The sequence below is a fragment of the Rahnella aquatilis CIP 78.65 = ATCC 33071 genome (assembly GCF_000241955.1).
Lineage (GTDB): Bacteria > Pseudomonadota > Gammaproteobacteria > Enterobacterales > Enterobacteriaceae > Rahnella > Rahnella aquatilis.
This window is the reverse complement of sequence record NC_016835.1, coordinates 336,651-350,985: the sequence shown is the minus strand read 5'-3', so window position 1 is coordinate 350,985 and position 14,335 is coordinate 336,651. Positions and strand designations below refer to the sequence as shown.

The following is a 14,335-nucleotide window of genomic DNA, read 5'->3' as shown; positions in this document are numbered from 1 at the left end:
GAGGATCCGCACTATGGCGACGCTTTCCGTGACCGCCCCGCAACATTCCGTATTGGGCGGCGCAATGATAATTAGTGGAACTATCATCGGTGCAGGGATGTTTTCTTTGCCGGTGGTGATGTCCGGGGCCTGGTTTTTCTGGTCAGTCGCCGCACTGATTTTTACCTGGTTCTGTATGCTGCACTCCGGCCTGATGATCCTCGAAGCGAATCTTAACTATCCTGTAGGTTCCAGCTTTAATACCGTCACCGGCGATTTGCTGGGAAAAAACTGGAACCGGCTGAATGGCATTACCATCGCGTTTGTGCTGTATATCCTGACTTACGCGTATATTTCTGCCAGTGGTTCGGTTATCCAGCATACGTTGCGCGAAATGTCAGTGAGCTTTTCACCCCGCCTTGGCGGCCTGCTGACCGCACTGGTGGTTGCGTTTATCGTCTGGCTCAGCACCCGTGCCGTGAGCCGCATGACCGCCATTGTGCTGGGTGCCAAAATCATCGCCTTTTTCCTGACGTTTGGCAGCCTGCTGTGGCACATCAAACCGGTGAATTTGCTTAACAGCGTGGAGCTGAACCCAAGCTATGCGCCGTATGTGCTGGCGACGCTGCCGTTTTGTCTGGCCTCGTTTGGCTATCACGGTAATGTACCGAGCCTGATGAAGTATTACGGTAAGAATCCGCATGTCATCAAAAAATGCCTGTTGCTGGGCACACTGATGGCGCTCGGGTTGTATGTCATCTGGATGCTGGGCACGATGGGTAACATTCCGCGTCCGGAATTTATTGGCATCGCCGAACGTGGTGGCAATATTGATGTGCTGGTGCAATCACTGAGTCAGATCCTCAACAGCGCGGGGCTGGATTTGCTGCTGACGATTTTCTCCAATTTCGCCGTGGCCTGTTCATTCCTGGGTGTGACGCTGGGATTATTCGACTATCTGGCGGATCTTTTCAAATTCGATGACAACCGTACCGGTCGTTTTAAAACCGCGCTGGTCACCTTTGTGCCGCCGATCGTTGGCGGTGTGATCTACCCGGATGGCTTTATTTACGCGATTGGTTTTGCCGGTCTCGCCGCCACGGTCTGGGCCGTCATTGTTCCGGCACTGATGGCGCTGGCATCACGCCAGCGGTTCGGCAGCCCGCTCTACCGCGTCTGGGGCGGCAATAAAATGATTGTGCTGGTGTTGCTGTTTGGCGTATTGAATGCAGTTGTGCACATTCTGTCGAGCGTGAGTTTACTGCCGGTGTATCGTTAATTTTTTACGTTCAGTTCAGATTCATCTGTTTCTTCCATCGGAAGCGCCGGTGAATCTGTAACGTCGGGTATGGCAAAGACAGAAGTACGACTGGAAGGGTTGCTGAGGGCAATGACATCACGCAGCCTGCTCTGCGCATAAGGCAAACAGACCGCGATCATAGAGAAGGTCGTTAACGATTAAGCTTTATTCACTGAAACGATTTCTTTGATGAAGGTGAAGTTCGAATCGCCGTGATCAGTTTTGACCGTCGGATAAATTCGTTCCCCTTTCTTCACAAAGCCCGTTACCTCATGGGTAGTGCCGTTCTTGACAGTAAAGCTATCGCCCACACTGATGGAACTTGCAACTTCGCTCATAACAATCCTTAACTCTTACTTCATTGAACTTCAATAAACCCGTTTGTTACGGGTCGATGGTAGGCTTTTATGCGGCAGGTAGCCAGCGGCGTCATCAGAATGTCTCAAAAAGGAAATGCGACGCCCTGCCGCGCCGGTACTATACATTCGGCGCGGCCTGATGCGGTTTGATCGTTTTGCGCAGTAAATTCGCCGTCAGCGCCAGCAGGAAAATAGCGGCCTGAACCAGCACAATAGTCGGACCGGTCGCGGCATCAATATAGAAGCTGATAAATGTACCTGAGACGGCGGCAAAAAGTGACGTTGTCACGGAAACCATCAGCATCTTCGGCAACGTCTTACACAGCAGAAACGCCGTAATGCCCGGCGTGATCAGCATCGCCACCACCAGCACCACACCGACGGCCTGCAACGCCGCGACGATGGTCAGCGCCAGCATACATAACAACGCATAATGATAAAAACGCACCGGCAGTCCGATAACTTTCGCCTGCACCGGATCAAAGCAAAACAGCATCAGGTCTTTAAATTTGAGGATAATCGCCAGCGTCACGACAGCGGCGATAATCAGAGTTTGCAGCATTTCACTGTCGGTCACACCTAACACGTTGCCAAACAAAATGTGGCTGAGATGCTGTTCGGTATTGACCCTGGAGAACAGCACCAGACCGGCAGCAAACATGCCGGAGAAGACAATCCCCATAACGGAATCTTCTTTTACCCGACAATGTTCTTTGATAAAGCCCGTAGCTACGGCGCAAAACAGACCGGAACCGAATGCGCCAATGACCAGCGGAATTCCGGCAAGATACGCCAGCACCACGCCCGGAAGCACCGCGTGGGAGATGGCATCCCCCATCAGCGACCAGCCTTTGAGCACCAGAAAACAGGAAAATATCGCACAAACAATACTGGTAGCGGCAGCGGTCAGCAGCGCGCGTTGCATAAAATCGAAGCTCAGTGGCTCCATCAGCACGTCAAACCAGGACATCATGCGCGGCTCCGGTTTTTAATACGCAAATGATTAACCAGCCAGCCGTGTTTCGGCGCGAACAGGAACGCCAGCAGGAAAACAGTAGTTTGCAGGCAGACAATCACCCCGCCGGTTGCGCCATCGAGGAAATAGCTCAGCCAGGCGCCCGCAGCACTGGTCACCGCACCGATGATCACAGAAATAATCAGCAGATGTGAGAAACGGTCCGACAGCAGATAGGCCGTTGCGCCGGGCGTAATGACCATGGCGATCACTAAAATCGCGCCGACAGTTTGTAACGCCGCTACGCTGCACGCGCTGAAAATGGTGAAGAAAATCACTTTCAGCCACAGCGGTGAAAGGCCGACCGAAACAGCATGCGCTTCGTCGAAAAACACCGCCAGCAGATCGCGCCAGATAACGCACAGCACCAGCAGTGAAACGCCGACAATAATCTGTACCTGCAAAATATCGGCGTCATCAATCCCTAAAATATTGCCGAACAGAATCGACTGCACGTTGACGGATGTCGGGTTAAGCGACACCAGTAACAGGCCGAGGGCAAAGAACGTGGAGAATACAAAACCGATAATTGCATCTTCCCGCAGCTTGGTGAAATGACGCAGCAGTGTCATGGAGAGCGCGGCCAGAATTCCGGTCCCGAACGCGCCGATGGCGTAGGGAAAGCCCAGCGCGTAAGCGCCCGCAACGCCAGGTACCACCGAATGCGATAACGCATCGCCCATCAGCGACCAGCCTTTGAGCATCAGATACGCCGATAAAAATGCACAGACCGCGCCAACTCCCGCACTCACCCAGATGGCTTTTACCATGTAATTGTACTGAAACGGCTCAAGCAGCAGTTCGGTCATACCACCCGCCTTACCGGTTCCTGGGGCATTAAATAACCGATGTTGCGCAGCGCGCCGCCGAAGGTACTTTCGAGATTCTGATGCGTAAAGGTGGTTTCCAGCGGACCGGAAGCTATTACCGTGCGGTTGATCAGCACCACACGGTCGCAGAAATCGGGCACGCTGGCGATGTTGTGCGTCGACACCAGAATCAGATGCCCTTCCTCGCGCAGTTGCCGCAACAATTCGATAATGGCGTTTTCAGTTTTGATATCCACCCCGGTAAACGGTTCATCAAGCAACATCACCCGCCCCTGTTGTGCCAGTGCCCGCGCGAGGAAAACGCGTTTTTTCTGACCGCCGGAAAGCTCGCCAATCTGGCGGTGGGCCAGTTCCGTCAGCCCGACACGCGCCAGCGCCGAAGCGACCTGTTTTTTATCTTCCTGTGAAGGAATACGCAGAAACGACATTTTGCCATAGCGCCCCATCATCACCACATCACGCACCAGCACCGGGAAATTCCAGTCCACTTCTTCGGATTGCGGCACATACGCGATCAGGTTTTGTTTCAGCGCTTTGGCCACATTGAGACCATCAAGCGTCACTCGCCCGTGCGTCGGGCGGATCATCCCCATGATGGTTTTAAACAGCGTGGATTTACCGCTGCCATTCACGCCCAGCAGCGCACAAATTGAGCCGCCTCGCAGCGTGAACGAGGCATTTTCAATCGCGGTATGCCCGTTGTTGTAGGTCACCGAAATATCATCAACATTGAGATCCAGCGCGGTGTCATTCATTGTCCGAATCCTTCTGCAATGGTACCCACCGTGACTTTCAGCAAATCAATGTAGGTTGGCACCGGCCCGTCAGCGGCAGACAGGGAATCGACATACAACAAGCCGCCATATTTCGCGCCCGTCTCTTTGCTGACCTGCTTCGCCGGTTTGTCCGAGATGGTGCTTTCGCTGAAGACCACCGGAATATTTTGCTGACGCACCAGATCAATGATTTTTTTCACCTGCTGCGGTGTGCCCTGCTCTTCAGCATTGATCGGCCACAGGTAGGCTTCTTTCAAACCATAATCTTTTGCCAGATAACTGAACGCGCCTTCGCTGGTCACCAGCCAGCGCTGACCGGCCGGAATTTTCGCCAGCCGTTCGCGCAGCGGTGCATCGAGCTGGCTGATTTTTTCGGCGTAACTTTTGGCGTTGCGGTCATAAACGGCAGCGTTTTCAGGGTCATATTTCACCAGTGCGGCGCGGATATTTTCGACGTAAACCAGCGCGTTTTTGGCAGACATCCAGGCATGAGGGTTCGGGTTGCCGACATACGGCCCTTCCTGAATCGGCAGCGGCGCAATGCCGTCCGTGACGGTCACCGAAGGCACATTTTTGATATTCGCGAAGAAGCGGCCAAACCAGCGTTCGAGATTAAAGCCGTTCCACAGAATCAGATCCGCAGACTGGGTTTTCACAATATCGCGTGGTGTTGGCTGATAATCATGGATTTCTGCGCCAGGTTTGGTGATTGATTCCACCGTGGCGGCATCACCGGCAACATTCTGCGCGATATTCTGAATCACCGTGAACGTGGTGACGATTTTAAACTTCTTTTTGTCTTTTTCAGCCGCCTGCGCGTTTCCGGTGATCAGCGCCACGATCATGCCGACCAGCATCAGCCGCAAACGAAACGGCGAATAGCTGAATAATTTTAAGATGTTTTGTCCTTTTCCCATGAAATCTCTCCTGTCACTCTGCGCATTAACCGGCGGTTTATTACTCAGATATAGCACAGGCTATACTCCATAGCCAAGGCAAAGTTTTCAAAAATTGGTAGATGTGTGCACTTGGTTTACAATGCGTGAGTTGCCGTGGTGTCCGCGGCGGCGGTAAAAACCGTTGAGCAAGAAAGAGGCAGGCGTAGTGAAAGAAAAAAAAATAAATCCATTACTGGATGTGGAAGAACATGCTCAGGGTTTTTTACAGGTGCGTGAGGCGCATCGCCGGGAATTAATGGACGATTACGTTGAGTTGATTTCAGACTTAATCCACGAATTTGGCGAAGCGCGTCAGGTCGATTTGGCCGCGCGTCTGGGGGTTTCCCAGCCTACCGTCGCAAAAACGCTCAAACGACTGGCCAATGCCGGGCTGGTTCATCAGTTGCCCTATCGCGGCACCTTCCTGACACCTGAAGGCGAGCGACTGGCAGCAGAAAACCGCGAGCGTCATAACGTCGTCGAAGCTTTTTTTATTGCGCTGGGGATCAGCCCCGAAACCGCGCGCCTCGATGCAGAAGGTGTTGAGCATCACGTCAGCGATGAAACGCTTGAAGCGTTCAGACGTTTTACGGCTGAAAAAAAATCCTGATGTAACGCCGCTTTTCATCCGCCGCCGGGTTGGTTGTTAGCAACACCGGGCGGTTCTCCCCGAGATTCCTGCGCCCTGACCTATGTTCGTAAATTAATCTTTTCCCGTGAATTTTTTGCTCACAATTGCTGGCATTAACTTGTCAGATTCCCCCCGATCTCCCGCCAACCTTTTCCCTCACCCAGGCGTATCGTTACGCTCAGAAATGGCGATGCTTATGCCATTCCCTGCATCCGGTCATTGCGCTCAGAGGTTGTTATGAAAAGGTTGTTGTTGCTGATGCTGACCGCTGGCGTACTGATGTCTGCCAGCTTTGCATCGTCTGCCTATGGCTATTACGGGCATGGTTATTATGGTCACGGCTACTATCACGGCGGATACGGTGGCCCGCGCATTATCGTTGGTATTCCATGGGGGCCGCCACCGCCTCCGGTGTATTACGGCCCGCCGCCGGTGGTCTACGTTACGCCTGCACAACCGCAGACATATGTTGAGAAAACCCCTGATTATGCCTATTACTGCCAGAATCCTGCGGGCTACTATCCGCATGTGCAGCGCTGTCCACGCGGCTGGATGAAGGTAGTCGTAGGTGATTCCGCACCGCGTTAACAGGCGATAATTTCATGAAAAGGTTCACTCCGCTGGCGGTTGTCGCCCTGGCTGCAGCACTTTCCGGCTGCGTTTCTCCTCCCACCCGGCCCGATGTGATGGTGTTACCCGGCACCGGCAAGGATTATCAGCAATTCCGTATGGATGAAATGACCTGCCGAAATGATGCCTACAGTCGTGTTAATGGCGGTGCGCAGACAGCCAATAATAACGCGGTCAATACCGCTGCGGCGGGCACCGTTGTGGGCGCTGCGGCGGGTGCACTTCTGGGTGCGGCGTCTCATCAGGCTGGTGCAGGCGCACTGGTTGGCGCAGGAAGCGGTTTGCTTATCGGCAGCGCGATGGGCAGCAACGGCGCAGGTGCCAGCAGTGGCAATTTGCAGGATCAGTACGATACCGTCTACACCCAGTGTATGTACGCCAAAGGCAATAAAGTACCGGTCGATGCCAGCTATGGTTACCGTTCGCCACCTCAGGCGCAGTCAGAGGTGCCACCGGACTACTATCCGCCACCATCGGGAAACAATGACGTTCCTCCGGATTACGTGCCTTAAGCTTTTACACAATTAAAAAAGGCTGCCTGTTATCTGGCAGCCTTTTGTTTCAGTTCACTTTTCTTCAGTTATGCGTCGTGCAGACAAATGGCGCACGATCATTAAGCACATCATCGATAACTTTCAGCACGCCCTCATTGCTGTTTGAGGGTGCCGTGTATTTTGCGGCCGCTTTGGCCGGTGCCGAGGCGTTTTCCATCGCAAAACCAAATCCGCAATAGCTGAGCATTTCGAGATCGTTTCCGCTGTCGCCGAAGGCCAGCACTTCCTCATCACGGATACCGTAGATTTTCTGGATTTTTTGCAGGCCGCAGGCTTTGTGATTCCCGCTGATGATAAGATCCACCGAGCCGTGTCCGCTGGTAACCGGTGCAACAATATTGCCCAGATGGCGGGTAATTTCGCCCATCAGCGGATAAACGTCATCCTCCCTATAGCTGAGCGCGAATTTGAAAATCGTGTCGTTGATTTCGGCATAATCGCTCACTTTGCTCAGACGGTGATAGTAACGACGCATCCGGCGGATAAAGACGTCGTCGGTGCCGTTCAGCACATACGCGCCATTTCTGCCGCAGACGATAGTGTTAATGCCAGGTGTCCGGCTGATCCAGTGTAAAACGTCAGCGACCTGTTCAGGTTCGAGTTTGCCGCAGTAAATTTCTTCTTTTTTGTCGACAACATAACCCCCGCCTTCCGCCACGTAGGCAATCTGTTCATCGATGTCATCGAAGAAAGATTTCAGCTGGTAATACTGATTGCCGCTGGCTACCACAAATTTGATTTCGCGTGCCAGCAGTTGCTGATATTGCTCACGAAAACGGGTTTTATTATATTCGTGTTGCGGGTTCAGAAAGGTTCCATCCATGTCTACGGCAATAAGTTTTACGGCCATCACAGCTCCTTACAGGTCTTAGATAATCATCAATATTTCAGTTTGTATGCACCCAACGTGATGATAAGAAACGCGGCGGCCACGACTGAAAATGCAACATACAAACTGGATAAATGCGCGATAAAGCCAATCACCGCCGGGCCGCCAAGCACACCGAGATACCCGAGCGTGGCGACCATCGCCACAGACATATTTACCGGCATCACTTTCTCCTGACCGGCGAGCGTAATCAACACTGGAACGATATTTGCCGCTCCGATGCCGACCAGGGCAAATCCGCATAATGGCAGGATCCAGCCCGGTAACAGCACCACCATCAGGTAACCTGCAATCCCCAGAACGCCGCCCACCACCAGTATACGTTTACGCCCCAGCGCACTGACAATCGCGTCGCCGGTCAGGCGCATCAGCGACATCGTGACAGCAAACACCGCAAAGCCCCAGCCCGCGTGTTCCAGCGCCAGTCCGCGTTCACGGGTCAGAAATACGCCGCCCCAGTCGAGCACCGCGCCTTCGGCCATAAAGCAAATCATCGCCATCACGGCCATCAGCACGAGACGAAAATTCGGCCTCGCTTTGGGTTTGCCCTCAGCCCCTTCTTCCTCATGCGCACCAAACGGTAACATGCCGCGAAAAGACCAGGCGGTCACCAGGGCGACCAGCGCCACGGCAAAAAACGTGCTGCCGAGCGGCGTGATGCCAGCACTGAGCAATAACGCTCCGCCACCGGCTCCGGCAATACCGCCAACGCTCCACAGGCAGTGAAAGCCAGACATCAGCGGTTTATCCGCGGCCTGTTCGACCAGCGTCCCCTGTACATTGACCGCGACATCCGCCAGACCAATACCCATGCCAAAAATAAACAGGCTCAGTGCCAGCAGCCAGATAGCACTAAAGACTGCCAGCAACGGCAACATCAGGCAATACAACACCACGGCAGCCACAATCACCGCACGGCAGCCGAACCGGCCAATAATTCGCCCGGAACCGAGCATCGACAGCAGTGACCCCGCGCCCAGGCACAACAGCAGTAATCCGAGATCGCCCGCTTCGGAGTGTGTACGCAGTTGCGCGTAAGGCACCAGCGCCGCCCACAACCCCATTGCCATGCCGGTAACAAAAAAGATAGCCCGCGTGGCGACACGTCGGGCTGGACTTCCGGCATGCGCGTCTACGCTTTCCATTTCAGATGACAGTGACATCAGGTTCTCCCGGCAGGTAAATTAATTATTAAAAGACTTTTAATAAGTGGCGAGTATAACGATGAGAACAAAAAAAAGTCAACGCGGATTACTCGCCGAAAGCGACATGCAGATTGTAATTATGCAGGGTCAGTTCAGTGATCCCCTGGAGATAATCCTTACGCATGGACGGGCGATACGTCAGTTCAGGCATATGTTGCGCAGGAATATACTGCTGGCAAAGCGCCGTCAGTTGCGGGATCAGCGCTTCGCTGATTTTAGGGCCGGAGAGCGCAATGGTGACCGGGTTGATAATCGCCGTCAGCGAGACAATCACTTTAGCCATCTCCTCGGCCACCGGCAGCTTATTGAGATGTTCAAACGGCAGGTTGGAGACTTCACCGGCGAACTGGCTCGCGCCCTGCAATACCTGCCCGTTAATCACCATCCCGCACCCGAGACAAGGAACATCAGGCTTAAAAACGTAGGCAACCGGCGCGGTAACGCCCGCACAACTGCTGCGGTAAAAACCCCAGGCGGTGTAGTTCATGTCGTTATCGACCTGCACGTACAGGCCAAAACGGTCACGCAACTGTTGCTCGATGGCAATACCGGCAAACGCCGTGATATCACAGGTCGCGACGGTGCCTTTCACTACCACACCCGGCAATCCCACGCCGAGCGCTTTGATATTCGGGTAATCCGCCAGCAGGGAGGCGATCTGCTGATAAAACGTGGCCAGCGTCAGCGGCAAAAAACGGACCTCACCCTGTGCCAGACTTTCACCCGTGGCTGAATTCACCGACCAGATAATTTGCGCCGCCGCGTCACTGCCCTGCGCATACAGGCTCAGTACAGAGAAGAAATCCGCATTATACGCATAGCGCTGCGCCGGTCGCCCGCCGCGCGAAACCTCCATTTCCAGCGCCAGCACCTCATGACGCAGACTCAGTTCATTGAGCACCGCACCACACGTCGCAATACTCAGACCGGTAGCAACCGCTAAATCTGCTTTCGTTGCCGACCCCAGTGATTTCAATGCATCAGTGACCAGCACAACATTGTTAATCTTCATTTCACGGGTGGTACGGTTTAGCGGAGTGAACATGTTGCCTCGGGGAATACGGGTAAGAATGAGGGGTAATTTAGCACAAAGACGAATAATGCTCCGGTTGTCTGAATACAAAAGCCAGCACGCGATGTCATAACCGGCTATATAAAGAGTTCAGTTTCAACGGAGACACCCATGATTTCTCACATCTGTATCGGCGTTAACGACGTCGGGCGCGCTTTCAGGCGAAGTTTTGCACCAGTCTGCCGAGTTCAGTCTCGGCTTCCCCTTCGTAATATCCGTCAGTAAAGCAGGCACCGGTCACAGGTTCGCTGAGATCAGGGAAGTGATAGACCGCATTCACGCACGACGGGCCGCCGCCTGAGTGACCTGCCGCCGCCCCCGCTTTTCCCATTGCGCCGCTCATCAGCCCCAGCGCATAGCCGCAAGCAGTCCACGGACGCCCTTCCAGGGCACCGCCGAGCGGGTATGCCACCCGCATTTCAGCCAGTGACGCCGGGCTGAGGAGTTTGCCGGTGAACAAGCCGTGCAACAGTCTGGCGGCGTCCCGCACATTTCCTGCCAGACAACCGTGATATACCCAGCCCGGATGGTACTTTCCGGCAGCTTCACAGTGAAGTTCTGCAAATTGTTCACGCGTGGTGACCTGAGAAACACTGGTCAGCCCGAGCGGTGTCGTGATGATGTCTGCCACCAGTTGCGCGAAATCAAGCCCTGACGCAGCCTCAATGTGTTCGCGTGCCAGCATATAACCGACATTGGAATAGGACCATCCTTCGCCTGGCGCAAACAGCATGCCTTTCGCTAAGGCGGCACTGAGTAATTTTTCGCGTGACCAGGGTTGCTCACCGGCGGCAACAGCGTCGTGATAGGCTTTCAGGGCACCGTAATCCGGCAACCCTGCGGTGTGATTGAGCAGTTGTCGCAGCGTATAAGCCGCGCCGTCAATACAACAATCCAGATCCACAAACCCGTTTTCACTGAGCTTCAGCGCACAAATTGCTGTCGTGGTTTTGGTGAAACTCCAGTAAGGGAAACGGGCATCAAAATCCCCGTCTCCTCTTTCTTCCCCTGACGCTGAAATACAATAAGAATGGAATTTATGCATGACTAACCTCACCACAAGAATGAATGAAAGCAAGCAGCCGGTGAAAATTAATGCCTTCGGTGTAACTGTTATTTTATGCTCTTGATTTACATGAAAATACCCAATTCAACGAAGCGCTTCAACCGAAAGTTATCTTTCAGGTGACCTCTGTAAGGTCTTTTCCAATGGCTTTTACTGTCTGGCGGGGCACAATTCAGCATACCTGTTATGATGAGGGCGGGTGAAGTTAACCGCTTTGGGCGGAGATCATCAGCAATTTCGTCACTAAAACGGAGAAAAGCGGGTAACAGACTCCTCTGACTTCCCGGCATGCGCATTCATCTCTCACCGCAGATCGGGTATATTAGTGCACAGATCACAAAAATCCCTTAAAGGAAGACGTCGCACTATGAGTTATCGTTTCACCCTGGCTGCCGTGGCAGCCGTTTTAACACTGACAGGATGCGCAAAATCGAAAACGGCCGAACAGGCACCGGCATTCGATTTTGGCTCCACGCGGGTGACCGTGACGCACATCCCGACGAAAACTGATGATGGCACCAAACTGTATGTGACCATCGATGGTAAAGATGCCGGTACCCTGGGGATTGGTGAGAGCATGGAGGTACAACTTCCGGAGGGCAAGCATAAAGTCGGTGGCTATGCACGTTCACTGATTGGCCGCGTGACCATTTCGCCTGTCGAAGTCGCAACTTCGCGGGATGTGATCAGTCACGTGACCTATTCGGTTGCAAACCTCAAACCGACATTCCTTGTTCGCGCTTCAACGCCGGTTCCGAAACCTAAGTCAGAATCGATCCCGGCAGAACCCGTTCCGAGCATGCCGAAGCAAATTGAAGCGCCTGCCGCAGCAGAACAGGCGCAAGCCGCAACACCTGCCGCGCCGGTAACGGCTCCGCAAACACAAGCCGCAACGCCTGCCGCGCCGGTAACGGCTCCGCAAACACAAGCTGCAACGCCCGCCGCGCCGGTAACGGCTCCGCAAACACAAGCTGCAACGCCTGCCGCGCCGGTAACGGCTCCGCAAACGCAAGCTGCAACGCCTGCCGCGCCGGTAACCCCGCAGGAGACGCAGACGCCAAAAGTCACCGAACTGACGCCGACCACTCAGTCGCAAACATCACAAGCGACGCAGGGTTCTGCAACGCCTGTAATCACTGATCTGACTTCCGCTCCGCAAACGTAATCCGCTTTTCACCGCCGGTGTCTGATGTACCGGCGGTGATCTTCCTCAATATTTCACCACCGCGCCCAGCTCAATCACCCGGTTTGGCGGAATATGATAATGTTCCGGCGCACGCAGAGAATTTCGCTGCAATACCTGGAATAGCTTTCCACGTGCCTTCAGATACCACGGACGCGGTTCGCCAAGAATAAAAGTGTCGCGCGACATAAAAAATGAGGTTTCATTCATGTTGCTTTGCAGCCCTTCCAGCCCGCAGCGATACAGAATATCCGTCACATTTGGTTTTTCACGCCAGCCATAACGGGCGATAACCCGCCAGAATGTCGGTGAAAGCGGCTCGATAATCACCCGCTGTACGTTGTGTACATACGGCACATCCTCCGTCACGATGGTCAGCAAGACCACGCGCTCATGCAAAATCTTGTTGTGCTTAAGGTTGTGTAGCAACACCAGCGGCACTTCATATTGCCCGCGCGACATCACCACGGCCGTTCCCGGCACCCGTTGTGGTGGCGATTTTTCAAGTGAAGTAATCAGTGCCTCCAGTGCTTCCGGATCCTGTCGCAGGCGGCGCAGCAACCGCGAACGTTCCGTTTTCCAGGTCAGCATGATCACCAGAATAGTCAGTCCGATCGCCACCGGCAGCCAGCCACCTGAGAAAATCTTGCTCAGGTTGGCGGCAAACAACGGCACATCAATCAGCAACATGGCCGTGATCACCAGGCCACCCGCCCAGCTTTTCCATCCCCAGTTTTTGATCATCACAATGCCGATCAGCACAGACGTGATCACCATCGTACCGGTGACTACAATGCCGTACGCCGAGGCCAGATTGCTGGAATGTTTGAAGCTGACGATCGCAATCAGCACGGCGGAATACAGCAGCCAGTTAACGACCGGAATGTAGATCTGACCGGACTCCACATCGGAGGTGTAAATAATGCGCATCGGGGGCAAATAGCCCATACGTACGGCCTGACGCGTCAGAGAGAACACGCCGGAAATCACCGCCTGCGAAGCAATGACCGTCGCCAGCGTGGCCAGTACCAGCAGCGGAACCAGCGCCCAGTCAGGTGCCAGCAGGAAAAACGGATTCTTAATGGCCGCAGGCTGGCTGAGTAACAACGCGCCCTGCCCGAAATAATTCATCACCAGTGAAGGCCCGATCAGCACAAACCAGGCGATACGGATGGGTTTCTTACCAAAATGTCCCATATCTGCATATAGCGCTTCGCCACCAGTAACTGAAAGCACCACCATGCCGAGCGCGAAAAAAGACACGGTTTTGAATTCCACAAAGAAATGCATCGCCCAGTAAGGGTTGAGCGCCTGCAAAACGTCCGGATTGCGCAGGATGCCGCCGATGCCCAGCGCACCGATGGTGATAAACCATACGACCATCACCGGGGCGAAAATTTTCCCCACGCCGCCGGTACCGTTTTTCTGGATAAAAAACAACAGCGTCAGTACGGCAATAGAAAACGGAATAATAAAGCGATCTAATGACGGCGCAATAATTTCCAGCCCTTCAATCGCCGATAGCACCGAGATGGCGGGCGTGATAACCCCGTCACCATAGAAGAAACTCCCTCCGACCAGCCCGATAAACATAATGCACGGGATCCAGCGCGGATTAAGATTGCGGATAGCCAGCGCCATCAGGGTCAGGATCCCGCCCTCGCCGTCGTTATCAGCCCGCATGACGAAGCTGATGTATTTAACGGAGACGACCAGCATCAGCAGCCAGAAGATCAGTGACAGAAAGCCGAACAGCGCACTTTGTGTCACGGCAATGCCCGCCTGTCCGGTCAGGCATTCACGCAGGGTATACAACGGGCTGGTACCGATATCGCCATAGACGACACCGATACAGGCCACGGTCACAGTAAGCAGCGATGATTTATTTTTAGTTTGCTTCATGAGTGG

At 53.9% G+C, this 14,335-nt stretch carries 15 protein-coding genes; 5 read left to right on the top strand and 10 right to left on the bottom strand.

Translation table 11 applies throughout. The features are described from left to right. Positions 1-13: 13 nt before the first annotated feature. Positions 14-1,258: a tryptophan permease gene (mtr, locus tag RAHAQ2_RS23580; RefSeq protein WP_014341897.1), complete on the top strand. Its 1,245-nt coding sequence runs from the start codon at positions 14-16 to the stop codon at positions 1,256-1,258. 179 nt (positions 1,259-1,437) lie between these two features. Here the strand turns inward: mtr and RAHAQ2_RS23575 are convergent, their stop codons facing one another. The 5 genes from RAHAQ2_RS23575 to RAHAQ2_RS23555 all read right to left on the bottom strand — a co-directional run bounded on the left by RAHAQ2_RS23575 (position 1,438) and on the right by RAHAQ2_RS23555 (position 5,176). After that, positions 1,438-1,617 carry a hypothetical protein gene (locus RAHAQ2_RS23575; RefSeq protein ID WP_014341896.1) on the bottom strand — a complete coding sequence of 60 codons (180 nt, stop codon included), beginning with the start codon at positions 1,615-1,617 and terminating at the stop codon, positions 1,438-1,440. Positions 1,618-1,756: 139 nt separating this feature from the next. Further along, positions 1,757-2,611, bottom strand: a complete 855-nt coding sequence (locus RAHAQ2_RS23570; RefSeq protein WP_014341895.1) for a metal ABC transporter permease — start codon at positions 2,609-2,611, stop codon at positions 1,757-1,759. After that, on the bottom strand, positions 2,608-3,462 hold the full coding sequence (locus RAHAQ2_RS23565) for a metal ABC transporter permease (RefSeq protein ID WP_014341894.1): 855 nt from the start codon (positions 3,460-3,462) through the stop codon (positions 2,608-2,610). Before RAHAQ2_RS23565 ends, RAHAQ2_RS23570 begins: the two co-directional genes overlap by 4 nt. After that, positions 3,459-4,238: an ATP-binding cassette domain-containing protein gene (locus tag RAHAQ2_RS23560; RefSeq protein WP_014341893.1), complete on the bottom strand. Its 780-nt coding sequence runs from the start codon at positions 4,236-4,238 to the stop codon at positions 3,459-3,461. Before RAHAQ2_RS23560 ends, RAHAQ2_RS23565 begins: the two co-directional genes overlap by 4 nt. Next, complete coding sequence (locus RAHAQ2_RS23555) at positions 4,235-5,176, bottom strand: metal ABC transporter substrate-binding protein (protein ID WP_014341892.1); 942 nt, start codon at positions 5,174-5,176, stop codon at positions 4,235-4,237. The genes RAHAQ2_RS23560 and RAHAQ2_RS23555 overlap by 4 nt, the downstream gene beginning before the upstream one ends. A 187-nt stretch (positions 5,177-5,363) precedes the next feature. Between RAHAQ2_RS23555 and mntR the strand changes: the two genes are divergently transcribed. The 3 genes from mntR (at position 5,364) to RAHAQ2_RS23540 (ending at position 6,970) form a co-directional block, all read left to right on the top strand. After that, on the top strand, positions 5,364-5,807 hold the full coding sequence (gene mntR / locus RAHAQ2_RS23550) for a manganese-binding transcriptional regulator MntR (protein ID WP_013578199.1): 444 nt from the start codon (positions 5,364-5,366) through the stop codon (positions 5,805-5,807). Between the two features lie 258 nt (positions 5,808-6,065). Continuing rightward, a complete protein-coding gene (locus tag RAHAQ2_RS23545) occupies positions 6,066-6,416 on the top strand; it encodes a hypothetical protein (RefSeq protein WP_014341891.1) in 351 nt (116 codons plus the stop codon). Positions 6,417-6,430: 14 nt separating this feature from the next. Beyond that, a complete protein-coding gene (locus RAHAQ2_RS23540; RefSeq protein ID WP_014341890.1) occupies positions 6,431-6,970 on the top strand; it encodes a glycine zipper family protein in 540 nt (179 codons plus the stop codon). 64 nt (positions 6,971-7,034) lie between these two features. Here RAHAQ2_RS23540 and RAHAQ2_RS23535 read toward each other — a convergent pair whose 3' ends face one another. The 4 genes from RAHAQ2_RS23535 to RAHAQ2_RS23520 all read right to left on the bottom strand — a co-directional run bounded on the left by RAHAQ2_RS23535 (position 7,035) and on the right by RAHAQ2_RS23520 (position 11,223). Beyond that, positions 7,035-7,862 (bottom strand): Cof-type HAD-IIB family hydrolase, encoded by an 828-nt coding sequence (locus RAHAQ2_RS23535; RefSeq protein WP_014341889.1) that lies wholly within the window; start codon positions 7,860-7,862, stop codon positions 7,035-7,037. Positions 7,863-7,891: 29 nt separating this feature from the next. Then, positions 7,892-9,064: an MFS transporter gene (locus tag RAHAQ2_RS23530; protein WP_014341888.1), complete on the bottom strand. Its 1,173-nt coding sequence runs from the start codon at positions 9,062-9,064 to the stop codon at positions 7,892-7,894. 88 nt (positions 9,065-9,152) lie between these two features. Next, positions 9,153-10,151 carry an ROK family protein gene (locus RAHAQ2_RS23525; protein WP_014341887.1) on the bottom strand — a complete coding sequence of 333 codons (999 nt, stop codon included), beginning with the start codon at positions 10,149-10,151 and terminating at the stop codon, positions 9,153-9,155. Positions 10,152-10,335: 184 nt separating this feature from the next. Next, positions 10,336-11,223 (bottom strand): serine hydrolase domain-containing protein, encoded by an 888-nt coding sequence (locus tag RAHAQ2_RS23520; RefSeq protein WP_014341886.1) that lies wholly within the window; start codon positions 11,221-11,223, stop codon positions 10,336-10,338. Between the two features lie 388 nt (positions 11,224-11,611). On the opposite strand from RAHAQ2_RS23520, the gene RAHAQ2_RS23515 reads away from it, so the two are divergent. After that, positions 11,612-12,409: a hypothetical protein gene (locus RAHAQ2_RS23515; protein ID WP_014341884.1), complete on the top strand. Its 798-nt coding sequence runs from the start codon at positions 11,612-11,614 to the stop codon at positions 12,407-12,409. Positions 12,410-12,454: 45 nt separating this feature from the next. Here RAHAQ2_RS23515 and kup read toward each other — a convergent pair whose 3' ends face one another. Beyond that, a complete protein-coding gene (kup, locus tag RAHAQ2_RS23510) occupies positions 12,455-14,329 on the bottom strand; it encodes a low affinity potassium transporter Kup (protein WP_014341883.1) in 1,875 nt (624 codons plus the stop codon). Between the last annotated feature and the right edge of the window lie 6 nt (positions 14,330-14,335).